Below are 26,135 nucleotides of genomic sequence, written 5' to 3'. Positions count from 1 at the left end.
GCCTCCCCTATGCGCGCTTGGTTTGTCCCTATACGCGCGCGCATGTCTGTTCAAGGCTGGATGGCGGCCTGTACCGCTAACGGGCCCGCCTGAGGCGGAAAAACTGAGCGATCCCGATCAGACTGATCAAAATCCAGAAGGATTCGATCAGCATCGAGGCCAAATTGAAGTTCTCAAACAGCGAATAGACGATCAGAATCGACCCCAACAGGTTTACCACTGGAAAGGCCAGGTCGTCGGAATTCATCATCCGCATCTGCGTGGCGAAATACGCAGCGACCACGATCATCGCGCCGATTGAGCCAATTCCATCCGCGATGGTCAAAGTGTCAAGAAACGCAGTCATGATCAGCCCTTGCCGTTTTCAGGAAACTCGCTGTGCTGCCCATAATGGTGCATGTTCAAAAACGCAGTCCCCTGCGCGCCCGCGCGATAGCCATGCGGCAAGTCGGCGGCAAAGCGCAGCCCCTGCCCGGCGTTCAGCGGCACCCAGGCCTCTCCACGCAGGATTTCAAGCGTTCCGGAAAGGACAAAGACCTCTTCGGTGACGCCCGCCGCATGGGCAGGCGACTCGTGGCTTTGGTTCGGGGTCAGGCTGACGTGAAAGGTCTCGGCCCCCAGCGCGGGATCAAAGGGAAAGACGATCTTGACTTCGATACTGCCCGGAAAGGTCACGGTCTGAAACACCGATGGATCGCCATTCGCCGTTTCAATCAGCGCGCTCAGCGGCAGTTGAAACCCTTTGGCGATCTTCCACAGCGTTGCAATGGTCGGGCTGGATTCGCCACGCTCGATCTGACCCAGCATGGCTTTGCTGACGCCGGTCATCTCGGCGACTTTGGACAGGCTCAGCCCAGATGCGGCCCGCATGTCCCGTAATTTCAGCGTGATCTCGTCCGGTGCCATGATGATGTCTTTCGAATCCTCTTGTGCGTTATAGCGCACATGTGGTACGTGCGCTATAACGCACAAACCCCAAGACATGCAACCCGAGGCAATAGGGAAACAGCATCATGCCTTTGTACCGATCCAGAACCTCAACCCATGGCCGCAACATGGCCGGTGCCCGTGGCCTGTGGCGCGCGACCGGCATGGGGGATGATGACTTCGGCAAGCCGATCATCGCCATCGTCAACTCGTTCACCCAGTTCGTGCCGGGCCATGTCCACCTGAAGGATCTGGGCCAGATGGTCGCGCGCGAGGTCGAGGCCGCGGGTGGTGTTGCCAAGGAATTCAACACCATCGCGGTGGATGACGGTATCGCCATGGGCCATGACGGGATGTTGTATTCGCTGCCCTCGCGTGAGGTAATCGCGGATTCTGTTGAATATATGGTCAACGCGCACTGTGCTGATGCGATGGTCTGCATCTCGAACTGTGACAAGATCACGCCCGGCATGCTGATGGCCGCGATGCGCCTGAACATCCCCGCCATTTTCGTCTCGGGTGGGCCAATGGAGGCGGGCAAGATCGACATCGCCGATCTGGACGCCAAAAAGATCGACCTCGTGGACGCTATGGTGGCCGCCGCTGACGACAAGTTCACCGATGAGCAGGTTCAGCATATCGAGGAAAACGCCTGCCCGACTTGCGGGTCGTGCTCGGGCATGTTCACCGCCAACTCGATGAACTGTCTGGCCGAGGCGCTGGGTCTGGCGCTGCCGGGCAACGGCTCGACTCTGGCCACACATGCGGACCGCAAAGAGCTGTTCCTTGAAGCCGGTCGCCGGATCGTCGAGATCACCAAACGGCACTATGATCTGGACGAGAAAGGCTTCCTCCCGCGCGAAATCGCCACGTTCGATGCGTTCGAAAACGCAATGAGCCTGGATATCGCCATGGGCGGATCGACCAACACGGTGCTGCATCTGCTGGCCATCGCGCATGAGGGCGAGGTGGATTTCACCATGACCGACATGGACCGTCTCAGCCGTCAGGTGCCCTGCCTGTGCAAAGTCGCACCCAATACCGAAAATGTGCATATGGAAGACGTCCACCGCGCCGGTGGCATCTTCTCAATTCTCGGGGAACTCAGCCGCGCCGGGCTGCTGCACGAGGATTGCAGCACGGTCCATTCCGGCACGATGGGTGAGGCGATTGCCAATTGGGACATCAAGGTGGCCAACAACCCCAAGGCGCAAGACTTGTTCAAGGCCGCGCCGGGCGGTGTGCGCACCACGCAGGCCTTCAGCCAGTCAAACCGGTACAAAGAGCTGGACACCGACCGCGAAGGCGGCGTGATCCGGTCGAAAGAACATGCGTTCAGCCAGGATGGCGGTCTGGCGGTTCTGTTCGGCAATATTGCCCGCGACGGCTGTATCGTGAAAACAGCCGGTGTCGATCCGGCCAGCCTGACCTTCACCGGGTCGGCCTATGTCTGCGAAAGCCAGGATCAGGCTGTGAACGACATTCTGACCAGCAAGGTCAAAGAGGGCGACGTGGTGGTCATCCGCTATGAAGGCCCGCGCGGCGGTCCGGGGATGCAGGAAATGCTGTACCCGACGTCTTACCTGAAATCCAAAGGTCTGGGAAAAGCCTGTGCTTTGCTGACGGATGGACGGTTCTCGGGTGGAACCTCCGGCCTGTCGATCGGCCATGTCTCACCCGAGGCGGCCGAAGGTGGCGAGATCGGACTGGTGCGCCAGGGTGACCGTATTGAGATCGACATCCCCAACCGCTCGATCCATCTGGCAGTCTCAGATGAAGTGCTTGCCGAACGACGCCAGGAGCAGGATGCAAAAGGCTGGATACCGGCAGCGCCCCGCAAGCGCAAAGTCTCAACCGCGCTCAAAGCCTATGCCAAACTGACAACCAGCGCGGCAAAAGGGGCCGTGCGGGAGGTCTAAGACATAAGGGCCGGACACCAAATCAAGTGATCCGGCCCAATCAATTCCCAAAGCGCTCCCGCGCCTTCTGGCGCTATCGGCTTCGGTCTTGGGCCTGGCGCGGCGCATAGCGCGGCGCCAGGCCCAACCAGAGGAGATGTTTCGCAAGATACATTGCCGATGGGCGGGAGAAGGTGATTTCCAGCTCAATCCCCAAGCTTGGCGTGGACTTCATCCAGATCAATCTCGGCGATCGGCATCTTGTTGGCCGGATCTTCAAAATCGTATTTGAACAGATCGAAATCTTGTTTGTAGATCTCGTAGACAAGATGCATCGACAGGTCGTCGAAATAGTCCTCGACAGGATGCTTTCGTTTGGGTCCGTGGCCTTCGGATTCGTTGAACCGCGGGATTTCGGACAGGGCCACCTTGTGTGGCGTGTCCAGGTTGCTCAGAACACCTTGCATCCCATCGTTGAACTTCTCGGTCCAGAAGATGCGATCATATCGTCCGCCATTTGCAATAAAGGTCGACACATGGCCAGACATGGCGGACCAGTGGATATCCGGATCCATGGGCCGGCGCCACCTGATCGTGTCACGAGCAAATAACAGGAATCTGCGGAAACTGGCGACCTGGTCGAAATCACCCTGACCGTCCTCTCCGCCAACCTCGATGCCGTAATTGTAGATCAGCGTCGGCACCAGATTGCCGCGATACCGTTTGCCGTTGCGCTGAATTCCACAGATCTTGTCAAAGAACGAACTGAGAATTCGCGTGTACGGGTTCCGCACGCAGGTGAAAGAAAAGGAGTTGTGATTTCGGACATTTGTCGAAATCGGCTCCTGGCTGGGACCGAACGCCCACTTATGCATCCCGTCCTTGGCATCGTGGATATCGCCGTCAAAAAACCGGCCATGATCCGAAAAATACATGATTTGCCCGATGGTTGAGCATGCACATTTCGGGACAACACGGTAAACCATGCTCTCGCTCTCGGTCATCCATGTACCGGGAAAACCCATTTGCTGCGCCTCCTCAACAGGTCGTAACTCACTATTCGCGCCTGCTTTTGTATCTACAGAACCAAAAATAATCTGTTTATTCAATCGCTCATCCTCAGTATCACAGAGGGAACCGGGCAGAAACGGATAACAAAGAACTGAAATGGCAAAAATTGCCTACATTTTGTTGTGCCACAAGGACCCTGACGCAATCATTGCGCAGGCCGAGCAGCTAACCGCCGCTGGCGATTGCATGGCCATACATTTTGACGCCCGCGCAAGTCGCGAGGCCTATGCACGCATTCAGGGCGCTCTTCAGGCCAATTCGAATGTCACTTTTGCAACCAAACGCATCAAATGCGGTTGGGGCGAGTGGTCTTTGGTACAGGCCACATTGAACGCAGTGCAAGCCGCCCTCGAGGCCTTTCCCCGCGCGACGCATTTCTACATGCTGTCAGGGGATTGTATGGCGATCAAAACAGCGGAATACGCGCATCAGTTCCTGAACGACAACGACAGGGATTTTGTCGAAAGCCACGACTTTTTTGCCAGTAACTGGATCAAGACCGGCATGAAAGAAGACCGGCTGATCTATCGCCATTTCTTCAATGAACGCACCCAGAGCAGACGATTCTATACATCCTATGACGTACAGAAAAAACTTGGTCTGACCCGCGAGGTTCCGGCTGACATCCAGGTCATGATCGGCAGTCAGTGGTGGTGTCTGCGCCGTCATACTGTTGAAATGATCTTTGAATTCCTGGCCCAGCGCCCGGATGTAATCCGCTTTTTCTCGACCACCTGGATACCGGATGAGACCTTCTTTCAAACGCTTGTCCGCCACCTTGTTCCCCGTGAAGAGATCGACAACCGAACGCTCACATTCCTGATGTTCTCGGACTACGGAATGCCCGTGACATTCTATAACGACCATTACGACATGCTGTTAGGGCAGGATTTTCTGTTCGCCCGCAAAATCAGCCCCGAGGCACATGAGCTGAAGGACCGGTTGGGCCAGCTCTATTCTGCGGATGGGGTGGATTTTCACATCTCGGATGAAGGTCGCAATCTCCATAGTTTCTTAACCGCAAGAGGGCGCGTCGGACGCCGCCACAAGCAAAGGTTCTGGGAGGCCGGAAATACGCTGGGACCGGACCGCGATGTTTTCCTGATCGTGTGCAAGAAATGGCATGTGGCCAAGCGTCTGGTCGATCAGATTAAGTCCGAAACCGATATCCCTTGTGTCGAGTATCTGTTCAACGAACAGGATACGGCTCTGCCCGATCTGGGCGGCATCGAAACGACCTTGCTCAAACGGTCCCGCCACCGGCGTGCTCTTGTGCGGATGCTGTTTGACAGTTTCGAAACCGACCGACTGGTTCTATGCATCGATCCCTCAGATATCGAAATCATTCAGGACTTCTGTGCAGATCAGGTCAAAACCCATGTGCTTGAAGTCGTGTGTGAATATTCCGACGATTACCTGATCGGCCACGCCCGCCGTGTGGGGTTGGCCGGTCAGGACAGCCCGACCGAAACCGTGGCACGGCTTGTCCCAACTTTGCACAACGCGATGGAATACGAATCCGAGTTGATCCGGGGCACCGCGCTGGATCGACATGCACGCCTGCGGGAAACCAGCGACCGGACAGAAAACGAAGACGCCATTGTCCGGTTTCTGAATGTTTCACAGGAACAGGCGCAGGCCATCATGCGATTGGATTATTTGTTTGCAGATTGATGAGCCGGCGGCACCATCAGGTACCGCCGACAGCACGATCAGATGTCGAACTTGACGCCTTGCGCCAGCGGCAGCTCGGCTGAGTAGTTCACGGTGTTGGTCTGACGGCGCATATAGGCCTTCCACGCATCCGAGCCGCTTTCACGCCCGCCACCGGTTTCCTTCTCGCCACCAAATGCGCCACCGATCTCGGCCCCCGATGGCCCGATATTGACATTGGCAATGCCACAATCCGATCCCGCTGCGGTCAGGAATTGCTCGGCCTCGCGCAAGTTCAGAGTGAATACGCAAGACGACAGACCTTGCGGTACGTCATTTTGCAATTCGATGGCTTCGTCGAACGCGTCGTACCCCATGACATAGAGGATCGGCGCAAAGGTTTCGGTCTTTACGGTTGCTGTCTGGCCAGGCATCTCGACAATCGCGGGCTGCATATAGACACCGGCGGGGACGTTTTCGGTCACGCGGTCGCCACCAAAGACTGCGCCGCCTTCGGCCTTTGCAGCGTCCAGCGCAGCGGTCATGGCCGCGCCCGAGGCTTCGTCCACCAGCGGACCGATCAAAGTGCCTTCGATCAGCGGATTGCCGATGGGCAGACCGGCATAGGCTTTTTTCAACCGGCTCACCAGCTCCTCGCGGATCGAGTTGTGAACGATCAGACGGCGCAGCGTGGTGCAGCGTTGACCGGCTGTGCCGACAGCAGAAAAGACAATCGCACGCACGGCCATTTCCAGATCGGCCGAAGGGCCCACGATCATCGCGTTATTGCCGCCAAGCTCGAGAATGCATTTCCCGAACCGCTGCGCCACGATGGGGGCTACGGCACGGCCCATCCGTGTGGACCCGGTCGCCGAAATGACCGGCACGTCCTCGCTGGCCACCAGCGCCTCGCCCAGCGCGGCACCTCCGATCAGGGTCTGCAGCAGGTGGTCGGGCGCATCACCAAATCGGGCCAGTGCACGTTCAAAGATCTTCTGGCAGGCCATCGCGGTCAAAGGCGTCTTTTCAGACGGCTTCCAGATCACCGGATCACCGCAGACCAGCGCCAGCGCGGCATTCCACGACCAGACCGCCACCGGGAAGTTGAAGGCCGAGATCACGCCCACCGGTCCTGCCGGGTGCCACGTTTCCATCATCCGGTGGCCCGGGCGCTCAGATGCGATGGTCAAACCATAAAGCTGGCGCGACAGGCCGACGGCGAAATCGCAGATGTCGATCATCTCCTGCACTTCACCCAGACCTTCCGAGGTGATCTTACCAGCTTCCCAGCTGACCAGCGCACCCAGATCGTCCTTGGCGGCGCGCAATTCCTCGCCCAGCAGGCGGATCAGCTCGCCCCGGCGTGGGGCTGGAACCGTGCGCCACGCCTTGAATGCCGTCTTGGCATTGGCAAACACCGTGCCCATCCCCGACGCAGGCGTTTCATGTACCTCGGCCAGAATGCCGCCATCAATGGGCGAGCGTACAGCCAGCGTGCCGCCCATCAGCTCAGCGGCTGTCAGGTCCAGATTTGCAAGGGTTGTTTGGGCTGTCATAGCGATGTCTTTCATATCTCAGGCCGCCTTGTTCTGTTTGGTTATGTCCCCGGTGCGATAAAGCTGACCGAATTCGGTGTTCAGGAAATCAGACAGGTTCACCTGCTCTTGCCGCACGAACCCTTTGCCGGGCAAAGCACCCGTTCGCATCAGATCAACCACACCCAGAACACCGGCAGCAGTGGTGACCTGAATGGCGCTCCAGACCTGACCATTGAGGGTACGGGCATAAGATTTGTTGATCAGGGATTTCTCGCGCAGAGCCCCATCGATCTTGCCTTTTGCAGTGCAAAAAACCAGAACCACATCCTGATCGGTTCGCGGTAGCGCGGTCTCGAAGATTTCCTTCATCAGGTCGCGACGACGTTCCAATCCAAGATCATTCAGCAGCAAACGCAGAATATCACGGTGTCCCGGGTAGCGGATCGATCGGTACGACACGTCCCGCGCCTTTCCGTCCAGGGTTTCTGGCAACGTGCCCAACCCGCCCGAGGTATTGAAGCATTCATATTCCACCCCGTCATGACCCAAACGCTCGTAATCCTCCAGCGGTGCGGTCTTGACCCGTTCGCCATTCACGATGGCATCGCACGGGTTGCAATATTCATTGATCAGCCCATCGGTGGACCAGGTCAGATTGTACTTCAATGCGTTGGTGGGATAGAGCGGCAGCGCCCCGACCCGCATATGCAGGCTGTCCAGCGTATCGAACTCGGCAGCCAAGGCCGCGCCGGCGATGCCGACAAAACCCGGTGCCAACCCGCATTGCGGCATAAACGCCGTCTCGCTGTCGGCGGCCAACTCGCGCACTGCGTTGGTGGCGGCAACATCTTCGGTCAGGTCAAAATAATGCGCGCCGGCCGATTTGGCGGCTTTGGCAATCCGTGGGGTCAGGAAAAACGGAGCCGCCGAGATAACCGCATCGAAACCGTTCAGACCCTCAGCCAGCTGCGTTTCATCGCTGACATCAATCTGGCGGGTCGAAACTCCCTGCCGATTCAGCACGGACAACGCCGCCAGATCGCGGTCGGCAACCGTGACAGAATAGTTGGATGAAGATTGCAGCAAAGTCGCGATCATCTGACCGATCTTGCCTGCTCCGATGACACAGATATTCCAGCTCAAAACGCGCCTCCTCTTTCGTTTCAGAAAGTATGAAGGCACAGTTGTTCAATCTGCAGAGGCAATCTTGACGAAAACGTCAAAACTATCGCCATATTGACGGACCTTCCGTCATACCGCCAATACTGGAATCGTCACTGCCTCAGGATTCGGCGTCCAACCCCTCGGTCGACAGGTCATCAAGCCTGGGCATCAGGCGCAACAATTCGCGGGCATAATCCGTCTGGGGGTTGGCGAATAAGTTATTGGTTTCCTGCAACTCGACAATTTGGCCCTGTTTCATCACTGCCACTCGGTCGCACATCTGACGTACCACCGGCAGGTCATGACTGATGAACAGCAGGGTCAGGCCCAGATGTTCCTGCAGGTCCTTCAAGATGTTCAGAATCTGCGCCTGAATGGACACGTCCAGCGCGCTGGTTGGCTCGTCACAAATCAGGAATCGCGGTTGCGTGGCCAGCGCACGTGCAATCGAGATACGTTGCCGCTGTCCGCCCGAGAATTCATGCGGGTATTTCTGCCCGGCCTCATGGCCGAGTCCCACCTGATCCAACAACTCATCGACGCGGCGTTTGATATCTGCACCTTCCATCAACCTGTGATGGCGGATCGGCTCGGCCACGATCTCATCCACCCGCATACGGGGATTGAGCGAGGAATACGGGTCCTGAAAGATCATCTGGATGTTCTTGCGATAGGCATCCAGCGCGGTCCGATTGGTCAGATCGCTCACCACCTGCCCGTCGAATGTAATCGTGCCGCCATCCACAGGGTACAACCCTGCAATCATCCGTGCGACAGTCGACTTGCCCGAGCCGGATTCACCCACAACGCCAAACACCTCGCCTGCGCGGATGTCGAAACTTACCTCGTCAACGGCGGTGAAATAGGTGCGGTCCCAGGGCAACAGGCCTTTGCGCTGCAGGAACTTCTTGGTCAGGTTGCGGATCTCGAACACCGGTTTGCTGGTGTCATTATCCACCTTGGGCCAGTGGCGGGCCATGTCTTCGATGGCAAAGCGTGTCTCGCGTCCACCATAGCTGATCTGGGGAAAGCGATGCAGTTTCAGGGTCGGGCGCGGCACGGCAGCGATCAGCGATTTGGTGTATTCATGGGTGGGCTGCCCCATCACCTGCGCGGTCGGGCCGGTTTCGACAACCTTGCCCGCATACATCACCGTCACCTTGTCCGTCGTGTCCGCGATCACACCCATGTCGTGGGTGATCAGGATGACGCCCACCTGACGTTCCCGCGCCAGTTCTTTGATCAGGTCCAGAATCTGCGCCTGAACCGAGACGTCCAGCGCCGTGGTCGGCTCATCCGCGATGATCACATCCGGTTCGGTACACAAGGCAAGCGCGATGACCACACGCTGCCGCATCCCGCCCGAGAACTGGTGCGGATACTGGTCCAGCCGCGTGTCCGGATCAGGAATGCCAACTCGGTCAATCAGATCGCGCGCGCGTTGGTTCGCCTCGGCATCCGTGCCGCCCAGATGGGCCTGAATGGTCTCGGTCAGTTGTTCGCGCACGGTGAATAACGGGTTCAGCGAGGTCAGCGGGTCCTGAAAGATCATCGAGATCTTTTTGCCGCGCAGCCCCCGCATCGCCTCGGCATCCAGACCACTGATCTGGTCACCGCTCAGCTGGATCGTACCGCTGGCAATACGGCCGGGGCGGTCCAACAATCCCATGATGGCCGCGCCAATGGTGGATTTTCCGGCCCCGGATTCGCCAACCAAGCCGTGGATTTCTCCGGGTTCAACCGACAGGTCCACATGGTCCACGGCTGTGAACAATTTGCGGCGGGTGGGGAATTCGACCGTCAGGTCATTGATCGTCAGAAGGCTCATGAAATCACCGCAGCTTGGGGTTCAGCGCATCGCGCAGCCAGTCGCCCAGCAGGTTCACAGACAGGGCCAGCGCCAACAGGGTGCAGGCCGGGAAGAACAAGATCCACCACTCACCCGAGAACAGGAAGCCCTGCCCGATGCGGATCAGCGTGCCCAATGACGGCTGGGTTGGTGGTGCCCCTACGCCGAGGAAGCTCAACGTGGCTTCGGCAATGATCGCCAGCGCCAGTGAGATCGTGGCTATGACCAGAACCGGGCTGAGTACATTGGGCAGGATGTGGCGGAACATGATCGGGAAAGAACCGCGCCCGATCAGGCGGGCGGCCTGCACGTATTCCTTGTTCTTTTCCACCAACGCAGCACCGCGGACGACCCGGGCAAACTGCACCCAGTCGGACAGGGCAATGGCGATGATCAGTACATAGATCGCCATCTCGTCACGATATTCGGGTGGGGTCACGCCTTTGGCGATGCCAAAGATCAGCATAGCGACCAGAATGGCCGGAAAGGTCAGCTGCACATCTGCGACCCGCATGATCAGCGTCTCGACCCAGCCGCCGAAATAGGCCGCGACCAGCCCCAGAACAACTCCGATGATCAGCGCCAGCAGCACCGCCGCAGCGCCGACAAACAGGGATATGCGCATCCCATAGAGGATGGTCGAGAACACATCGCGCCCCTGATCGTCGGTGCCCAGCAGGAACGTGTCCTGCGTAAAGGCATTCGGCGTGCCCGGCGGTGTAAATCCGTTCATCAGGTTCAGCGTTGCCGGATCAAACGGGTTATGCGGCGCAATCAGCGGGGCCAATATTGCCGCCAGCACCAGCAGAACCACAACAAATGAGGCAACCATCGCCACGGGTGAATGACGGAAGGACCATGCGAAATCGCTGTCCCAGAACTGGGCCAGTCGTGATTTGGGCACTTGTCTCGAAGTTTCAGAAGTATCGGTCATGTGGCCCTCGCGTCGACACGCAGGCGCGGGTCAATGGCATAGTACAAAAGATCGACGATCAGATTGATCGACACGAACATGACCGAGATCAGCATCAGATAGGCGGCCATAACAGGGATATCGACAAACTGGATCGCATTTATGAACAGCAGGCCCACACCGGGCCACTGAAACACCGTCTCGGTGATGATGGCAAAGGCGATGATCGAGCCCAGCTGCAACCCGGTGATGGTGATCACCGGCACCAGCGTATTTTTCAGCGCGTGGCGAAAATTGATCACCCGGTCCGACAGCCCACGCGCACGTGCAAAACGGACATAGTCGGCACGCAGGACCTCAAGCATTTCCGACCGCACCAGCCGCATGATCAGCGTCATCTGATACAGGCCCAGCGTGATCGCCGGGAGGATCAGCGCCTTGAGCCCCGAGGTCGTCAGGAACCCCGTGGACCAGCCGCCAATCATAACGGTCTCGCCCCTCCCAAAGCTGGGTAAAAGATCCAATTCAACCGAGAATATATAGATCAGCAATATCCCGATTAGGAAGGTTGGCAGGGAAACCCCGATCAACGACACGGTCATGATGATATTCGCCGCCACCCCCTGTCGTCGAATCGCTGTGAAAACGCCCAGCGCGATGCCAAGGGTGATGGCCAGAAAGCCCGACACAAAGGCCAGTTCCAATGTCGCGGGGGCGCGTTCGGCTATGATGGTCGAAACCGGTCGGCCTTGCCGGTAGGACACGCCAAAATTGCCCTGCACCGCGCCTTGCAGGAACTTGAAATATTGCACCGGAAACGGCTGATCCAGACCAAGATCGGACCGCAGCCGGTCGATATCGGCCTGCGTACGTTCCTGCCCCAGCATGTTGTCGATCGGATCACCGACAAAGCGGAACATCGAAAAGGCAACCAGACCCACGATCAGCAGCACGATCACGGATTGGAACATCCTTTGGACAATATAAGCGAACATTCGTTTTCCTCGTTGATCGGACTGTCTATGCAGGCCCGGGCGGGGTGGTCAAGATACCGCTAACGCAAGCTAGCGTTTTCTGGCCCCGCCCCGGTTTCAGTTCACCGTTACCCAGCGCAGCAGAAAGAAGTTGTCCGGGCGCTGCGTCAGTTCGACATTGTTGCGTGTGCCCCAGACCAGAGGTTGCACATACATCGGCACATAGACCTGTTCGTCCTGAATGATCTGCGTGACCTCATCCAGCATCGCCTGCCGTTTGCCCGCATCCAACTCGGACTGGATCATCGGCAGCAGCTCATCCACCCGCGCGTTCGAAAATCCGCCGAAATTCCAGCTGCCCAGCTTTTTCTCTTCGTTTGGGGTGGCCACAAGGAAGCGCACGGGGTGTTCGGCATCAAATGTACCGGGGCTCCAGCCCAGCAGGTACATATCGTATTTGCCTTCCCTGAGTTCCGGCCAGTAGTTACGGACCGGCATGGCATCCAGTTCCGCAGTGATCCCGATCTGGGCCAGCATGCTGACAACCGCCTGGCAAACGGCCTCATCATTCAGATAGCGGTCATTGGGGCATTTCAGCCCGAACGAGAAGCCATCCGCATAGCCCGCCTCGGCCAGCAGCGTCTTGGCGGCATCGACATCAAAGGCGGGGCGGTCTGCGTTTGCCGCCGAATAGCCGCTCATCGCCGGGCTAACCAGTTGCGAGGCCGCTTCGGCATTGCCCCGCATGATAGTCGCCAGAATGGCATCCACATTCACCGCCTGCGCTACCGCCTTGCGGACGCGCGCGTCGCGGAATGGGTTCGGTTTGCCCGCATCGTCGCTGTATTTCAGCGCCTCGGCCTGATGATCGAACCCCAGCATGATGACGCGGGCCTCGATCCCCTGAATAACGTCGACATCCCCGTTTTCTTTCAAGCGTGCCACGTCCTGGATCGGCACCGGGTTGATCATGTCCACATCGCCTGACAACAAGGCTGCAACCGCTGTCGCCGGGTTTTGGATCGGAGTGAACTCAGCACTTGTGATGTTGTGGTCGGCCTGATCCCACCAGCCGTCAAAGGGCTCAAGAACCGTGCGCAGGCCGGGCTCTCGTGCCGCAAGTTTGAAGGCGCCTGTGCCGTTGGCGTTCAGGGTGGCGTAATTCCCGACCTCTTTGTCGGGCACCGCTGCGTCATTGGCCTCGGCCCAGCCCTGATCCATGATCATCCAGTTGGCGATTGAGGATGGGAATAACGGGTTCGGCGCAGTCGTCATGAAATCGACCGTATAGTCGTCGACCACGATCACCTCGCTGATGGGCGCGAACCAGCTGCGGGTATCCGCCGCCTCGCCCGAGGCGCGCTGATAGCTGAACAGAACGTCCTGCGCATCAAAGCTGCTGCCGTCATGGAAGGTCACGCCCTCACGCAGTTTAAAGCGCCAACCTTCGCCGTCACCAATCGTCTCCCAGCTGACGGCCAGCGCGGGTTGAACGCTCATGTCCTTGTCGCGGCGTACAAGGCCTTCGTAGACATTGTTCAGAAACCCCAGAACCGGGGCCGAGTTGACCGCGTGCGGGTCCATCGTCTGCGGGTCCGTGGTCGAGGCCCATTTGAATTCGGCAGCCTGAACGCTGGTGGTGGCCAGCAAGGCCAAAGCAATGGCACTGTTCCTGAGGGTCATGGCGAAATCTCCCTTATTTGCCCCGCGATGCGGTGTTGCGCTTAACAATAGCGCAAAAGGCAGGGCGCGAAACCGCGCCCTGCCAAATCACTGATCTGAATGGCTTAGTTCAGAGTGAAGTATTTGACCTTAGGCTGATCTTCGGCATCCACTTCGATGCCCACACCGTCGGCCATACCCCAGTTCAGAACCTGGTGATGAATGGGGATGTAAAGCGCTTCGTCCTGCACAACCCGCCAGATGTCGGCGATGTCGGCATTCCGAGCGTCAAGATCGGTATTCGAGGCAAGCGACTTGATCTTCCCGTCCAGCGCATCGTCCTGATAACCGGTGCCGTTCCACGTGCCGATGTCATCTTCGCGCCCATGCACAAGGAAGTTGAAGATGTATTCCGAGTCATATGTCGGCACACCCCAACCCAGCATGTAGAAATCTGTCTTGCCATCGGTGATCAGCGGGAAATGCTGCGCCTTGGGCTTGGCGTCCAAATTCACGGTCACGCCGATCTGGCCCAGCATCCCAACAGCCGCCTGACAGATGGCTTCATCGTTGATGTACCGATCATTCGGGCAGTCCAGCCGAAGCGAGAAGCCATCGCCATAACCTGCCTCTGCCATCAGTTCCTTGGCCTTGGCCAGATCGGTGGAGGATTCGCCGTCCATGTCAGAGGTCCAGCCATTCACGAAGGGCGGTGCGATCATGCCTGCAGGCTGCGACTGGCCGCGCATCACGACCTGCTTGATCGCATCACGGTTAATCGCCATCGACATCGCTTGACGCACCCGCACATCGGCCAGAGGGTTCTTGCCGTCCACGTTATCCGCCTCGATGTCGTCGGCACCCTGGTTCATACCAAAGAAGATCACCCGGTTCTGCGGGGCTTGCTTGACCATCAGACCGTCGACACCATTGACGCGTTCAATGTCCTGCACCGGCATATCCTGGAGGAAGTTCACCTCACCCGACAGCATCGCCGCAACGCGAGTCGCAGCGTTCTGGATCGGGGTATAGATGATCTCGGTCACTTCCATGGGGAACTGGTCGATGCCCCAATAGTTGTCGTTGCGCACCATTACCGTCTTGATGTCAGGCTCGCGGCTTTGAAGAACATAGGGGCCCGTACCGTTGGCATTGGTGGTGGCATAGGTGATTTCGCCGCCTTCGAAATCCTGAACATTGACGGTGTCATTCGCCTCGGCCCAGCCCTTGTCCAGAATGAACAGGTTTGTCAGGTTCGACGGCAGGATCGGGTTCGGACCATCTGTGACAATCTCGACGGTGAAATCGTCAACTGCGCGCACTTCGGCGATCGAACCGATCAGCTCTTTCATGTCGGAATTAGGTTGCTTGGCTCGGGTAAAGCTGAACACCACATCTTCGGCGTTGAAGTCCGCACCGTCATGGAATTTCACGCCTTCGCGCAGCTTGAAGACCCAAACATTCGGGTCATCGGCCTTGGGGCCCCACTCGGTCGCCAGCGCGGGTTCGAATGCACCGGTCACGTCGCGGATGATCAGAGGCTCGTAAATCTGGTGTCGCACGGTGTGCGTCGGACCCTCATTCTGCGAATGCGGATCCAGCGTCAGCGCATCACCGGCCCGCGCCCAGCGCAGCGTTTCCGCCGAAGCGCCCGCCGCCATCAGCGCCGTCGCACTTGCAGCGATCATCAGGTTTCTTAGAATCATTTGTAACTCCCCTTTTTGTTAATATCGCCCTTTGGACGACAGACCATTTTTACGGCCTTGGTGGTCCTGATCATCCAGATCATCGTTACAGTTGCAACACCTGATTGAGCATAAAAACGGCAGTTTGGCGGATGCCCCGACGCAAATCTGCCGTGCGCGCATGAACTTACGTAGCGGAAAGCTTACGCCAAGCTGTGACCGCTGACCGTCTTACAAGTACGGATTTCCGCAGTTTGCAAAACATGCCTTCCGGTTGATCATTCCGGGAATGAAGCCAAGTTTCGAGCCACTTGCGGTCAAAAAAATGGTCCTTGGACCTTGCCCGAATCTGCTGACCACGGCGGATCGCCATGCTGCAGGTACCCGTCGGCCTGATCTGGGGCAACTAGGACACCTTTGCGCCGGTACAGCAGGCCATGGACTTGCACATTCTTTGACCCGATGCCCAAATGGACACCTTGGCAGGGGTCAGGCACATACCCCGGATTGAGGCCCGCAGAAATTTCAAACTGCGCTTAAAATCATTCTTGATCAGATGTCCCAGTTAACTTCGGGAGAAATCGAAAGATGAAAACATTTACCAGAAGGGCGGCCTTGTTTGCCGGCGGAGGGTTGGCAGGATGGGTTGCGTCACGGTGGCTGGGACCGGACCTACCTGTCTATGAAGGCACAAGAAGGACATTTGCGGAAACCGGCGACAAAGTGATGAATGACGCCAGCGGACTGTCACCGACACCGATCCACAAACATCTGGTGCTCAGCGATGACCCCGGAGACACGCTGATCGCCGCCATCCGGCAAGAGCTTTCGGAGGCCAGATCAGAAGGACGCCCGGTCAACATTGGGGCCGCGCGGCATTCCATGGGTGGGCAAGCCATTCCCCGCAACGGTACAGCGATTACCTTTGACAATGGATCGGTTCAGATCGACGGTTCAGCCGGGACCTATCTGACCCATGCCGGAGCCCGCTGGTCACAGGTCATCTTAGCGCTTGATCCCGCAGGCTGGTCCCCCAAAGTCATGCAGTCAAATAATGATTTCGGTGTCGCCGCCACTTATTCGGTCAATGCACATGGCTGGCCGGTTCCCTTTGGGCCGATGGGGGCGACGGTCCGATCGTTGCGCATGATCCTGCCCTCGGGTGAGTTGGTGACCTGTTCGCCCACCGCGAACGCCGAGCTGTTCAATCTGGCGATGGGCGGGTACGGGTTGATCGGCGTGATCGTGGACCTTGAGGTCGAGATGGTTCCAAATTCACGCCTGACGCCGGTTTTCGACATTCTGGAAGCAGGAGCGTTTGCCTCGGCCTTTCGTGCGGCGATTGACGACCCGGCGGTCACAATGGCCTATGGCCGCCTGAATGTTGAACGCGATGCGTTTTTCGAGAAAGCGCTATTGGTGACATATCGCGAAGGCTCAGACCAGTCGGACCTGCCACCAGCGTCCGGGTCGGGGTGGATGTCGCATGCGGCCAGCCGTCTGTACCGGGCTCAACTGGGCAGCGAGCCCTTCAAATCCTTCCGTTGGTGGAATGAAACACGGCTGGGCCCAGCGCTGGGTTCGGGTGAGGCGACGCGGAACACTTTGATCAACGAACCGGTTGTGACTCTGGACGACCGCGATCCGGACCGGACCGACATCCTGCACGAGTATTTCGTGGGGTTCGATGCATTCGACGATTTCTTATCAGTGTGTCGCGCGGTAATTCCGGCCTCGTATCAAGAGTTTCTGAACGTAACGCTGCGCTATGTCGCACAGGACGATCAGGCCGTTCTGTCCTATGCAAGCAAACCGCGGATCGCCGCTGTCATGTCGTTCAGCCAGGAGCTGACCGAACGCGGCGAAGCCGACATGGCGCGGATGACCCGGGCGCTGATCGACGGGATCGTGGCGATTGGCGGAACCTATTACCTGCCGTACAGGCCACATGCGACACTGGATCAACTGACTGCAGCCTACCCCAATGCGGAAGGGTTTGCGCAGGCAAAACGAGAGCTTGATCCGCAACTGGTTCTGCGGAACAACCTTTGGGACAGCTATCTGGGGCGTCTATGAGCAACCTTCAAAAACTCTGTCTGATTTACTTTGTCGCGCTGATGATTGCGGCATCGCTGAACTATATTCCCGGCCTGACGGATCAGGATGGTCTGGCCTTTGGCATTTTCGCACTGGATATCTATGACGATGCGCTGCACGTGGCCTCGGCCCTTTGGGCGCTGATTGCCGGGCTGTTGTCACACCGCGCGGCTCGCAGCTTTCTGATCCTGTTCGGGCTGGCTTATCTGGGGGACGGCGTGTTCGGGTTTTTCACCGGTTTTGGCTATCTTGATCTGGGTATCTTTACAAACCCATCGGCCGGGCCGGAATTGTCGCTGCCCCGCCTGTTTGCCAACCTGCCGCATCTGGCGCTTGGCGGCGTTGCCGCCTGGGCCGGGCTGCGGGACAGGAGACACACCGCATGAGGTTCCTGCTGTGGTGGACCAAACGGCTGATTCTGGTGTTGATCCTTGCCGGGATCGCGCTGGCTGCTCCGATCCTTTATGTGGAAACAAGCTGTCGTGGCGCGGATCAGCCGCTGGCCTATGCCTCGCTGATCGACCCGGCACATCACCGGGCCGAAACCCGCACGCTGATGACCTATCCCGAATGGCACATTGTCCACGCCTACGAGGATTACGCCGAGGTTCTGCGCACCCAGGACCCCCATGATTACGGGTTCTGGAGCAGTATCACCGGGTTTTGGGGGTCGCTCTGCGATCTGAACCGGAACGCCTCGGCCTTGGGAGAGGTGGATAGGGCCACCAAACAGATGGTCTATGTGATCGGTGCCAGCTTTTCCGCCGAGCTGGCGCTGAAGGCTGCCTATGAGGAAACCCTCGGTCGGCTGGCCTCTGCCTTGCGGGGCCCACAGCGGGCACCTCTGGATGATGTGTCGGCACAGCAGGCCGCCGCATATGCCGCGTTCCTACAACAGGTTCCGTGGTATAAATGGCCCTTCGCCGACGACGCCCAGAGCCTGGTCGAACAAAACAGCGGCAGCCTGCGCGACAGCGAAAGAGCGATTGCGCTGGGTCTGGAATACGGTGCCAAACAGGCCTATGCGGGCGTGATCGAACAGGCTGTTGCGCAGGTCGGCGCTGATGAGCTGACGCTGCGGATGATCATCACCGGCGCCAGTGCAGACAGCCTGTCTGCCTATCCCGGCGTGAAGGTTATCGCGCAAGGCCCAAACGGAGTTGAGATCGAAACGCCGCGCTACCGCACCCTGACCAACCTACTGGCGGAAATGGCCGGCGCTGGGGTCGAGATTGTCGAGATCGCCGGCAATGACGACATTCTGTTCACCGCCCTGTCGGATCAACCAACCGCGCCGGATGCAATCTTCAGCGCCCAACGACAAGGGTTCGGGGACTATCGCCATCTGATATTGGTCAAGGTGCCCGATCTTTCACAGCGCCTGCGCCAGATCCAAGCGGACGGGCTGACGCTTGAGCATATCCATGACTATTAGATCGCTCCTGACAGCCATCCCGCTTTTGGTGCTTGGCTGGCTGTCGGTTCTGGTGGTCGTCGCGTTCATAACGGATGAGGCCCCGGCCTATGTCGTGGTCTTTCCCTCGCAAAGTCTGATGCAGAACCTGCCCGATGACGCGGCGGTCATCGGATCATCCGGGATCAGCGTGACGGTCACATCAGAGAGCAGCGGGTTTGCCCAATCGCTTTACCGTCAAGGGGCACGGCTGGTCCTGCCAGCGGGGCTGCCCGGATGCCTTCCGCTTCCGGCGCAGTAACGCCTATCTGCGCAGGTCAGAGCCGATGAAAACTCAGATCAAACCGCGCGCCCTGTGGGACGGGGTGGTTTGCGATGTCTCCGCGATGGGCCGACAGGATGTTGCGGACAATAGCCAGCCCCATCCCGGTGCCGCCGCTTTCCCGGCGGGTTGTAAAGAACGGATCGAACACGCGGTCGGCGTTACCGGGCGATATCCCCGCACCATTGTCGGACACGGTCAGGATAACCGTGTTTCCAGCCTCTGAGGCGCGCAGATCAACCGCGCTGGCCCCATGATCTTTGGCATTTTGCAGAATATGGCCCAGAACGATCCGCAACCCCTCGGCCGAGATCGGAAATGCGACCTCATCCGCCCCGGACAGGTTTAGCTCAAGCGGAGGCGCCCCTGGCAACGCATCGCGCAGGGTGCTTGCCCCGACATATCGGGCCTCGCGCGCGCGGGCGGCATCCCGAAGCGCGGCAAGCTGGGTTTCGATCTGCTGACGCGCCCCGTCGATCTGCGCGATTAGGGCTTTGGAGTCATCGCTGCCATCTGGGGTGTCCTGTAGCATCTCAACCGCCGCGCGGATTGCGGTTACCGGCGATTTCAACTCATGCGTGACGTGATCGGTATAAGACCGGATGGTCGCCTCACGGTCACGCAGCGCCTCGGCCATGGTGACGACCTGAGTTGCTGTCTGGTGAAGCTCTTTGGTGCCGAAATGCTGGATTGAGGCCGCCTGGGTACCCGCCTCTTGCGCCCCGGCATAGGCCTGCAGGGCTTTGATCGGGCGCAGCAGCAGGCGCACCAGCAACCAACCCAGCCCCGACGTAGCCAGAAAGATCACCCCGCCCAGAACCAAAGCAGAGTTCCGAAATCCGAATTCTGGCCCCAGATAACGCAGAGCCACCAGACCCGCGAAAGACAGGCCCAAGGTTCCGACCAGCGCACCGCCCAGCACAAATCCCAAGGAAGGCCGCCAGCGCCGGGTCACCCCAGCCTCCTCATCCGGATACCCTGACCATGTACGGTTTCCACCGAGTCCGACAAACCAACCTGCGCAAATTTGTTCCGCAGGTTCCGCAGGTGGCTGTCCAAGGTCCTGTCCGAGACCTGGCTGCGCGCGCCCCAAATCTCGGCAATCAGGGCCGTGCGGGGAACAAGACGACCCGGTGTTTCCATCAACATCACCATGATCTGAAACTCAGTACCGGTCAGGGCAATTTCCGTGTCGTGGCAAGCACAGAGCCTTGCGGTCCGGTCCAAGGTCAAGGGGCCGTGCCGCAGATTTCCCGGCGCCGCCACAATGCGATTGGTGCGCCTTAGGATCACCTTGACCCGCGTCACCAGTTCGCGCGGGCTGAAAGGCTTGGTCACGTAGTCATCGGCCCCAAGCTCCAGCCCCAGAATCCGGTCGACCTCATCATCGCGGGCGGTCAGGAACAGGATCGGGACGTCCGAACGGGTTCGAATTTTCTGACATACGGCAAAGCCATCCAGTTCGGGCAGGCCAACATCCAGAACGATCAGGTCCGGTTCGTCGCGAAACGTGCTGATTACGGCTTCTTGACCGTTGGCGGCGGTCGAAACGCTGTAGCCAGCGCGTTCCAGCCCCAGACGCACAACTTCACGCAACCGCGGATCATCATCGACAACTAAGATATTCATATACCCGGACCGATACTGCTCAGATCGGCACCATAGCGGGACAGGCGCCACTTTCGAAAGCCCCATTCCTGCCAGCTGTTGATCGGGTCGGCTTCAAAATAGCACAACGAATTCGGATACCCGTAGCTGATATGCATCCCGGTCATGGGCCCCAACGAACACAGATAGGCATAGTCCGGTTCGGACAGTTTCAGGTTTCGGGTCGCGATCACATGGGCAAAATTCACAAAACTGGTGCAATAGAGGACCAGAACGCTCAGAATGCCGGTTCGCGCGATCAACCAACTATTGGATTTCCTGAACGCTACTTGCCACCCAACCAGCGCCAGACCCGCGGCTACAAGACCCATCCAGATCTGCGCATAGATACGCAGGTAGGTCAGGCCATAGGTGCCGACATATAAATCCAGACGCATCAATGCCGCACCGCACAGAGCCACATTTTGTGCCAGCCACAACACCATCAGCGGTTTCAGCACCCGATTTTCATCCAGAAACGGCCGCGCTGCCAGGGCGAATGCACCGGCCAGCAGCGCCGTTACCAGCAACGGATATGCGCCGCGATGGGCATAGGATGCATAGTTCATCCCCTCGGGCAATGAGGCCCCGCCCAGCAGAATCGAAAGGTCCAGCACAGTCTGAACACCAATCAGTGCATTGAACACCCAAAGCGCCCGCAAGACCGAACCACCGTTGAGGCCGGGGATTGTCTGAGGGCCTGCGAATGGTCGCGGGTTCAGTCCGCGAAGCGGTTGGTTATCGACAAAAGGCCAGATGATCAGCGCAATCCCTCCCCAGAACAGGGCGCGCTGCAGCAAGTGGCCAAAGGCGATATCCGGGGTGACAAGGGATTGGAATACCGGGTTCGCCTCGGCCAGCAAGGTAACAAAAACCATCGTCCCGCCAATCGGCAGACCCCAGTTGCGCAGGAACAGCCGAACCCGCGTCCAGCCGCCTCCGGCATCGCTGACAATCGTGGTTTTCAGGCCGGGTATCGCGCGGGCCGGGCCAAGCCAGTTCTTTGGAAGATCAGTCAGAAACCCCAGCGCCAGCAAAAGCAGTTCCAGAACCTGGCCTTTCGGGTGCCTGACCCAGACAATCGCAACGACGAGCCCGGACAAAAGAAACGCGACCGATAATGGTTGAACGAAATCCACGACCGGCAAAACACTCAGCACCAAAACCGCTGCGGGCATAAGCATCCCTTTGCCAGACCGATCCGCGGGCAGGCCGCATAAAAAAACCGCCACAGCAAAGACCGCCAGAGACACACCCGCCTGATGTCCCCAGAACAGGTAATCCGCCAGCGCGACCAGCAACATAAACCCGATCACGCGCCATGCGCGACCATCGGTGGCAAACGCCGGGGTTGAACCCGGCGGGCCCTTGGTGCCTGAAATCACTGTCTCTTCCGACAGCCACCAAGCGTCCAGCGCCACAGAATTCGGAACTCCAGATATTATAAGTTGCTGCGCCATTTCTTCCCTCTTGTGTTTTAAGGGACTGGTTTGACCCAAAGGTCGGGAAGCTCGGGTGCAGAAGATCTGCAGATACTGTGCAGATCGGTGAAATGAGTGTCGGATTTGCAAAGGCTCGCGCGTCCTAGCAGGATGAAACCAACATCGCGGAGGTAAAAATGATCTATGCAATCTCGATCTATGGTCAGGCGGGTGTGTTCGAAGCGTTGCCACAGGACCGTCAGGACGATGTCATGGCAGGACATACGGTGCTACAGAATGCACTCAGGCAGCGCGGAGATTTCCTGTCCGTCAAACTGATGCCCCCGACTACGGCTGTCACAGTCGAACCCGCGGCTGCCGAGACTCTGCAACCTATGATCGTCGACGGCCCGTTCGCTGAGACGAAAGAAAGTTTTCTGGGCTTGTATCTGGCCGAGTTCAACGATCTGGATGAGGCGCTTGAACATGCGCGAATGATCTCGTCACCTGTTGCCCGGCTTGAGGTCCGCCCCGCCGCCTGGGCAGGCGGGTCGATGACCTTGGATTGACCGCGTGTCGGATTGGCTAGAGGCCACGTTCTTGCAGCAACGCCCGCAGGCCATCGCTGCCCTGACGCGGTATTTCCGGGACATCGACCTTGCCGAAGATGCATTTGCCGAAGCCTGTCTAAAGGCTCTGACCGTATGGCGCAAACAAGGCGCGCCGCGCGATCCGCTGGCTTGGCTTTTGACCACCGCCCGTAATGCCGGGCTGGATGGTTTGCGCAAATCCCAACGCCGCAGCGCAATCCTGACCCGCCACAGGGAAGAATTTCATTCCATGGCTGATGACCCACCAGATCCGGACGAGCTGCGCGACGATGTTCTGCGCCTGCTGTTCATCTGTTGTCACCCGGACCTAAGCCGGCAAGACCAGATTGCGCTGGCCCTAAAAATTGTTGCCGGGTTGCGTGTGGAAGAAATCGCCCGTGGTTTCCTTGTCAGTACAAAGGCAATGGAACAGCGAATTACCCGCGCCAAGAAAAGGATCGCAGGAAGTTCTGTCGCTTTTGAAACACCCACGCCACAGGAGCGGGCTGCGCGTTTGGGCGAAGTGTCTTTGATGATCTACCTGATGTTCAACGAAGGCTGGTCAACCTCGGGTGGCCCGGTGCAAATCCGGCTCAAACTATGCGATGAGGCGATACGTCTGGCCCGGCTGCTGGTAGCCTTGTTCCCGACGATGGCCGAGCAGATTTCACTGCTGGCCCTGTTGCTTCTGCAACATGCCCGTCGTGAAGCACGGCTAGACGATCAAGGTGATCTTGTAGCCCTGGAAGATCAGGACAGGGCCCTTTGGGACAAGGCCAACATCGCCGAAGCGACAGCCCTGATGCAAAAGGCCGAACGGCTGAACCAAGTGGGTGTTTACGGTATTCAGGCCGCAATCGCCGCCGTTCATGCGCATGCCCAATCGACAGAAGATACCGACTGGTCTCTGATCGAGGCGCATTATGCCGCGCTCTATCGCCTCCAGCCCTCGCCGGTTATCCGCCTGAACCAGATCGCCGCCGGGTCCAGGGTTCATGGCCCACGCCGCACGCTTGTTGCGTTGGATACCGTGGCGAATGATCTGGCGTCTTATCGCTGGTTCCATGCCTTGCGCGCGGCAATGTTGCGAGAGATCGGCGATCTTCCCGCCGCGATCCAGTCCCTTAACCGTGTTCTGAACCTCGGCCCGACGGGACCGGAACGTGTGGCGGTCCTGAAAGAAATCGCTGCCTGTGAAAAAGATTTGAACCAGTTGTAGGAAAGGCCGATCCTCACGCGTCCTTTGTTCAGTCCCGCATGCAGCGGGCAATCAAAGGGAGATAAAGATGAGCATTCTGGACATGACCACCGTTGGAAACTCGGGCTGGATCGGGCACTCCGGACCAGACCAGACCAAGGCCAAGCAATTCTACAAAAATGTGCTGGGCTGGAACATTAACGAGATGCCGATGCAGGACGGGTCAAGCTATGCCGCCGCGGTGGTTGGTGAAACGCCAATCGGAGGGTTCTCGCCCATGCCCGAGACGGATGGAAACTGGACGATCTTTTTTACGGTTGCTGATGTCGATAACAGCCTAGCAGCCGCAGTTGCACAAGGCGCCTCAGTCTTGCAACCCGCCATAGATATGCCCGGGGTCGGCCGGATGGCCACTCTGAACGACCCACAAGGCGCTCGGTTTGCGTTGATTACTTATGAAAGCATGGCGTCTTAATCTTGGGCAGACAGGAGAATTCCCATGGAACACACACCGCAAATCGCTCTGCTTGTGACAGCAATCTTTGTGCTTATGAGTATTCCGATGGGAATTCTTGTAGGCATCAGACGATCCCAGACCGGAGTTTTACTGCTGCACGGGGATGACGACGAACTGCTGCGGCGGATTCGGGCACATGGGAACTTTACTGAATATGTTCCACTGGCGCTGCTGGCTTTGGCGGGGGCGGAAATTTCCGGTGCCTCAGACTGGCTGGTCGGCGGATGCGGTCTTGTGCTGTTGGTGGCCCGCGCTGTGCATTATGTCAGCCTGCGTTCCACCCCCGACGGCAAAGGTCGGGTGATCGGTGCCGCACTGACAACATTGGTGATGCTGGTCTTGTCCCTGTCAATTCTTTGGCAGTTGGCGGGATCAGTCTGATGCCAAATGATGAACACCTGAACCAACGTATGCGCCTCGCCCTCGAGGCGCATATTGGAATTTCCGAAATGCGGATGATGGGTGGCACCTGCTTTTTTCTGAACGGCAATATGTTGTGCGGCGCACGCCGCGACAAAGACGGGTTTGGACGGTTCATGTTCCGTGTCGGCAAGGCCAAAGAGACCGAGGCGCTGTCTAATCCGTTTGCAAACCCGATTGTCCACGGAAAGCGAAAGCTCGGTGGGTTTGTCGTTGTAGACGAGGCCAACTGCGATCCGGCTGCGCTGGGTGACTGGCTGAGCCTGTGCCTGGCGCACGCCGCCAGCCTGCCGCCGAAAAGTTGACTATCAGGAGAAGATGATGGATCAGTTCCGCTGCTTTTCGCCCGAGGCCCTTCAGTTTCTTTCTGATCTGCGGGCCAATAACCGACGCGAGTGGTTTCACGCCAACAAACAGATCTATGAGGCCGCGATCAAACAGCCCGCAGAACAATTTGCGGCCCAGATGTCACAGGCGCTGGACGAGATGACGCACATGCCCCATTCGGCCAAGATCTACCGTATTCATCGAGACGTGCGGTTCTCAAACGACAAGTCACCCTATAATCCTCATCTGCGCATGTCTTTCATACCCGGCGATTGCGGAGATCAGCCCCCGCTTTGGCATTTCGGTCTGTCCCCGGATTGCCTGTCCCTTGGGTGCGGCGTCTTCCAATATGTAAAAGCAGCCCTAGAGAGGTATCGGACCGGCGTAGCAGGACCAGCGGGCAATGATCTCATGGCAATCATCAATGATCTTACGGCCAGGAATGTCAGGATCAGCGAGCCCGAGTTGAAGCGCGGACCGTCAGGCTATGCGAGTGATCACCCCCATCTGGACCTTCTGCGCCGCAAGGGGCTTACCGTTTGGACGGATCTTACCGCCCAACCCACCGTAACCCAGGCAGGTCTTAGGGAAGAATGTCTAAATCAATTTCAACTCTTCCACCCGGTGTTTCGGGCCTTGCAGTCCCTTGGCACCTAGCCGATCTAACACAGGATCATGGTATCCCTTCGCCTTCTTCAACGCCAAGGGTCTCACATTGAGCGGGTCAGGCAGCGAGGGTGCGTCACCAACATTGCTGCCGGTATCCTACGAGTTGGCATTATCTGTTACGGGTCCGTCACAGTGTTTTTCTCGTACTGCTTGCTTCCACAGTGCTTCCAGTTGTGATG

Annotated in this window: 25 protein-coding genes; 12 read left to right on the top strand and 13 right to left on the bottom strand. The window is 58.2% G+C overall.

Features of this window, described 5'->3' with window-relative positions; all coding sequences use genetic code 11:
• Positions 1-76: 76 nt before the first annotated feature.
• Both AC2FLE_RS12035 and AC2FLE_RS12030 read right to left on the bottom strand, forming a co-directional pair.
• Positions 77-346: a CBU_0592 family membrane protein gene (locus AC2FLE_RS12035; protein WP_142638410.1), complete on the bottom strand. Its 270-nt coding sequence runs from the start codon at positions 344-346 to the stop codon at positions 77-79.
• Positions 347-348: 2 nt separating this feature from the next.
• On the bottom strand, positions 349-906 hold the full coding sequence (locus tag AC2FLE_RS12030; RefSeq protein ID WP_496697281.1) for a helix-turn-helix domain-containing protein: 558 nt from the start codon (positions 904-906) through the stop codon (positions 349-351).
• A gap of 107 nt (positions 907-1,013) precedes the next feature.
• Between AC2FLE_RS12030 and ilvD the strand changes: the two genes are divergently transcribed.
• Positions 1,014-2,846, top strand: coding sequence for a dihydroxy-acid dehydratase (gene ilvD, locus AC2FLE_RS12025; RefSeq protein ID WP_496692675.1), 1,833 nt, complete (start codon positions 1,014-1,016; stop codon positions 2,844-2,846).
• Between the two features lie 185 nt (positions 2,847-3,031).
• Here the strand turns inward: ilvD and AC2FLE_RS12020 are convergent, their stop codons facing one another.
• Positions 3,032-3,850, bottom strand: coding sequence for a sulfotransferase family protein (locus AC2FLE_RS12020; RefSeq protein ID WP_142638414.1), 819 nt, complete (start codon positions 3,848-3,850; stop codon positions 3,032-3,034).
• Between the two features lie 142 nt (positions 3,851-3,992).
• Here AC2FLE_RS12020 and AC2FLE_RS12015 point away from each other — a divergent pair, with 142 nt between their 5' ends.
• On the top strand, positions 3,993-5,570 hold the full coding sequence (locus AC2FLE_RS12015; protein ID WP_496697278.1) for a DUF5928 domain-containing protein: 1,578 nt from the start codon (positions 3,993-3,995) through the stop codon (positions 5,568-5,570).
• 38 nt (positions 5,571-5,608) lie between these two features.
• Here AC2FLE_RS12015 and amaB read toward each other — a convergent pair whose 3' ends face one another.
• From amaB to AC2FLE_RS11980, 7 genes are all read right to left on the bottom strand, one after another.
• Positions 5,609-7,105, bottom strand: a complete 1,497-nt coding sequence (gene amaB / locus AC2FLE_RS12010; RefSeq protein WP_496697276.1) for an L-piperidine-6-carboxylate dehydrogenase — start codon at positions 7,103-7,105, stop codon at positions 5,609-5,611.
• A gap of 18 nt (positions 7,106-7,123) precedes the next feature.
• Entirely contained in the window at positions 7,124-8,230 is a 1,107-nt protein-coding gene (locus AC2FLE_RS12005; protein ID WP_496692672.1) for a saccharopine dehydrogenase family protein, read from the bottom strand.
• Positions 8,231-8,369: 139 nt separating this feature from the next.
• Positions 8,370-10,079: an ABC transporter ATP-binding protein gene (locus tag AC2FLE_RS12000; protein WP_271950949.1), complete on the bottom strand. Its 1,710-nt coding sequence runs from the start codon at positions 10,077-10,079 to the stop codon at positions 8,370-8,372.
• 4 nt (positions 10,080-10,083) lie between these two features.
• The gene (locus tag AC2FLE_RS11995; RefSeq protein ID WP_271950952.1) at positions 10,084-11,034 is read right to left on the bottom strand and encodes an ABC transporter permease; all 951 of its coding nucleotides are present in this window, start codon (positions 11,032-11,034) and stop codon (positions 10,084-10,086) included.
• Positions 11,031-12,008: an ABC transporter permease gene (locus AC2FLE_RS11990; RefSeq protein WP_142638424.1), complete on the bottom strand. Its 978-nt coding sequence runs from the start codon at positions 12,006-12,008 to the stop codon at positions 11,031-11,033. The genes AC2FLE_RS11995 and AC2FLE_RS11990 overlap by 4 nt, the downstream gene beginning before the upstream one ends.
• Before the next feature lie 96 nt (positions 12,009-12,104).
• A complete protein-coding gene (locus AC2FLE_RS11985) occupies positions 12,105-13,670 on the bottom strand; it encodes an ABC transporter substrate-binding protein (RefSeq protein ID WP_496697274.1) in 1,566 nt (521 codons plus the stop codon).
• A 104-nt stretch (positions 13,671-13,774) separates the two neighbouring features.
• Positions 13,775-15,355: an ABC transporter substrate-binding protein gene (locus AC2FLE_RS11980; RefSeq protein WP_496697273.1), complete on the bottom strand. Its 1,581-nt coding sequence runs from the start codon at positions 15,353-15,355 to the stop codon at positions 13,775-13,777.
• Positions 15,356-15,922: 567 nt separating this feature from the next.
• Here AC2FLE_RS11980 and AC2FLE_RS11975 point away from each other — a divergent pair.
• From AC2FLE_RS11975 to AC2FLE_RS11960, 4 genes are read left to right on the top strand one after another with little or no spacing between them, the layout of a single operon-like run.
• A complete protein-coding gene (locus AC2FLE_RS11975; RefSeq protein ID WP_496697272.1) occupies positions 15,923-17,410 on the top strand; it encodes an FAD-binding oxidoreductase in 1,488 nt (495 codons plus the stop codon).
• Complete coding sequence (locus AC2FLE_RS11970) at positions 17,407-17,817, top strand: hypothetical protein (RefSeq protein ID WP_496697270.1); 411 nt, start codon at positions 17,407-17,409, stop codon at positions 17,815-17,817. The genes AC2FLE_RS11975 and AC2FLE_RS11970 overlap by 4 nt, the downstream gene beginning before the upstream one ends.
• A complete protein-coding gene (locus AC2FLE_RS11965; protein ID WP_496697269.1) occupies positions 17,814-18,866 on the top strand; it encodes a hypothetical protein in 1,053 nt (350 codons plus the stop codon). The genes AC2FLE_RS11970 and AC2FLE_RS11965 overlap by 4 nt, the downstream gene beginning before the upstream one ends.
• Complete coding sequence (locus AC2FLE_RS11960; RefSeq protein WP_496697267.1) at positions 18,856-19,146, top strand: hypothetical protein; 291 nt, start codon at positions 18,856-18,858, stop codon at positions 19,144-19,146. Before AC2FLE_RS11965 ends, AC2FLE_RS11960 begins: the two co-directional genes overlap by 11 nt.
• A 16-nt stretch (positions 19,147-19,162) precedes the next feature.
• Here AC2FLE_RS11960 and AC2FLE_RS11955 read toward each other — a convergent pair whose 3' ends face one another.
• From AC2FLE_RS11955 to AC2FLE_RS11945, 3 genes are read right to left on the bottom strand one after another with little or no spacing between them, the layout of a single operon-like run.
• Positions 19,163-20,122, bottom strand: a complete 960-nt coding sequence (locus tag AC2FLE_RS11955) for a sensor histidine kinase (RefSeq protein WP_496697265.1) — start codon at positions 20,120-20,122, stop codon at positions 19,163-19,165.
• Positions 20,119-20,796, bottom strand: coding sequence for a response regulator transcription factor (locus AC2FLE_RS11950; RefSeq protein ID WP_271950973.1), 678 nt, complete (start codon positions 20,794-20,796; stop codon positions 20,119-20,121). Before AC2FLE_RS11950 ends, AC2FLE_RS11955 begins: the two co-directional genes overlap by 4 nt.
• The gene (locus AC2FLE_RS11945) at positions 20,793-22,274 is read right to left on the bottom strand and encodes a DUF4153 domain-containing protein (RefSeq protein WP_496697263.1); all 1,482 of its coding nucleotides are present in this window, start codon (positions 22,272-22,274) and stop codon (positions 20,793-20,795) included. The genes AC2FLE_RS11950 and AC2FLE_RS11945 overlap by 4 nt, the downstream gene beginning before the upstream one ends.
• 158 nt (positions 22,275-22,432) lie before the next feature.
• On the opposite strand from AC2FLE_RS11945, the gene AC2FLE_RS11940 reads away from it, so the two are divergent.
• From AC2FLE_RS11940 to AC2FLE_RS11915, 6 genes are all read left to right on the top strand, one after another.
• Complete coding sequence (locus AC2FLE_RS11940; RefSeq protein WP_142638441.1) at positions 22,433-22,804, top strand: YciI family protein; 372 nt, start codon at positions 22,433-22,435, stop codon at positions 22,802-22,804.
• Between the two features lie 4 nt (positions 22,805-22,808).
• Positions 22,809-24,044: an RNA polymerase sigma factor gene (locus AC2FLE_RS11935; protein ID WP_496697262.1), complete on the top strand. Its 1,236-nt coding sequence runs from the start codon at positions 22,809-22,811 to the stop codon at positions 24,042-24,044.
• 67 nt (positions 24,045-24,111) lie between these two features.
• Complete coding sequence (locus AC2FLE_RS11930) at positions 24,112-24,498, top strand: VOC family protein (protein WP_496697260.1); 387 nt, start codon at positions 24,112-24,114, stop codon at positions 24,496-24,498.
• 24 nt (positions 24,499-24,522) lie between these two features.
• Entirely contained in the window at positions 24,523-24,921 is a 399-nt protein-coding gene (locus tag AC2FLE_RS11925) for an MAPEG family protein (protein WP_496697259.1), read from the top strand.
• Positions 24,921-25,265, top strand: a complete 345-nt coding sequence (locus AC2FLE_RS11920) for a TfoX/Sxy family protein (RefSeq protein ID WP_496679459.1) — start codon at positions 24,921-24,923, stop codon at positions 25,263-25,265. Before AC2FLE_RS11925 ends, AC2FLE_RS11920 begins: the two co-directional genes overlap by 1 nt.
• A gap of 16 nt (positions 25,266-25,281) precedes the next feature.
• Positions 25,282-25,944 (top strand): DUF2461 domain-containing protein, encoded by a 663-nt coding sequence (locus AC2FLE_RS11915; RefSeq protein ID WP_496697257.1) that lies wholly within the window; start codon positions 25,282-25,284, stop codon positions 25,942-25,944.
• Positions 25,945-26,135 lie beyond the last annotated feature (191 nt).

It is taken from the genome of Ruegeria sp. CDSA077 (assembly GCF_059612265.1).
The sequence above is the reverse complement of the archived record's forward strand: the minus strand, read 5'-3'. Positions and strand labels throughout refer to the sequence as shown.

Bases quoted from the DNA above. Each gene is read 5' to 3' on its own strand.
- AC2FLE_RS11975 (WP_496697272.1), top strand. From the start codon at position 15,923: ATGAAAACATTTACCAGAAGGGCGGCCTTGTTTGCCGGCGGAGGGTTG.
- AC2FLE_RS12015 (WP_496697278.1), top strand. From the start codon at position 3,993: ATGGCAAAAATTGCCTACATTTTGTTGTGCCACAAGGACCCTGACGCA.
- AC2FLE_RS11920 (WP_496679459.1), top strand. From the start codon at position 24,921: ATGCCAAATGATGAACACCTGAACCAACGTATGCGCCTCGCCCTCGAG.
- AC2FLE_RS12020 (WP_142638414.1), bottom strand. From the start codon at position 3,850: ATGGGTTTTCCCGGTACATGGATGACCGAGAGCGAGAGCATGGTTTAC.
- AC2FLE_RS11950 (WP_271950973.1), bottom strand. From the start codon at position 20,796: ATGAATATCTTAGTTGTCGATGATGATCCGCGGTTGCGTGAAGTTGTG.
- AC2FLE_RS11940 (WP_142638441.1), top strand. From the start codon at position 22,433: ATGATCTATGCAATCTCGATCTATGGTCAGGCGGGTGTGTTCGAAGCG.
- AC2FLE_RS11980 (WP_496697273.1), bottom strand. From the start codon at position 15,355: ATGATTCTAAGAAACCTGATGATCGCTGCAAGTGCGACGGCGCTGATG.
- AC2FLE_RS12035 (WP_142638410.1), bottom strand. From the start codon at position 346: ATGACTGCGTTTCTTGACACTTTGACCATCGCGGATGGAATTGGCTCA.
- amaB (WP_496697276.1), bottom strand. From the start codon at position 7,105: ATGACAGCCCAAACAACCCTTGCAAATCTGGACCTGACAGCCGCTGAG.
- ilvD (WP_496692675.1), top strand. From the start codon at position 1,014: ATGCCTTTGTACCGATCCAGAACCTCAACCCATGGCCGCAACATGGCC.
- AC2FLE_RS11945 (WP_496697263.1), bottom strand. From the start codon at position 22,274: ATGGCGCAGCAACTTATAATATCTGGAGTTCCGAATTCTGTGGCGCTG.
- AC2FLE_RS11915 (WP_496697257.1), top strand. From the start codon at position 25,282: ATGGATCAGTTCCGCTGCTTTTCGCCCGAGGCCCTTCAGTTTCTTTCT.
- AC2FLE_RS11985 (WP_496697274.1), bottom strand. From the start codon at position 13,670: ATGACCCTCAGGAACAGTGCCATTGCTTTGGCCTTGCTGGCCACCACC.
- AC2FLE_RS11995 (WP_271950952.1), bottom strand. From the start codon at position 11,034: ATGACCGATACTTCTGAAACTTCGAGACAAGTGCCCAAATCACGACTG.
- AC2FLE_RS11990 (WP_142638424.1), bottom strand. From the start codon at position 12,008: ATGTTCGCTTATATTGTCCAAAGGATGTTCCAATCCGTGATCGTGCTG.
- AC2FLE_RS11960 (WP_496697267.1), top strand. From the start codon at position 18,856: ATGACTATTAGATCGCTCCTGACAGCCATCCCGCTTTTGGTGCTTGGC.
- AC2FLE_RS11930 (WP_496697260.1), top strand. From the start codon at position 24,112: ATGAGCATTCTGGACATGACCACCGTTGGAAACTCGGGCTGGATCGGG.
- AC2FLE_RS11970 (WP_496697270.1), top strand. From the start codon at position 17,407: ATGAGCAACCTTCAAAAACTCTGTCTGATTTACTTTGTCGCGCTGATG.
- AC2FLE_RS11965 (WP_496697269.1), top strand. From the start codon at position 17,814: ATGAGGTTCCTGCTGTGGTGGACCAAACGGCTGATTCTGGTGTTGATC.
- AC2FLE_RS12030 (WP_496697281.1), bottom strand. From the start codon at position 906: ATGGCACCGGACGAGATCACGCTGAAATTACGGGACATGCGGGCCGCA.
- AC2FLE_RS12000 (WP_271950949.1), bottom strand. From the start codon at position 10,079: ATGAGCCTTCTGACGATCAATGACCTGACGGTCGAATTCCCCACCCGC.
- AC2FLE_RS11925 (WP_496697259.1), top strand. From the start codon at position 24,523: ATGGAACACACACCGCAAATCGCTCTGCTTGTGACAGCAATCTTTGTG.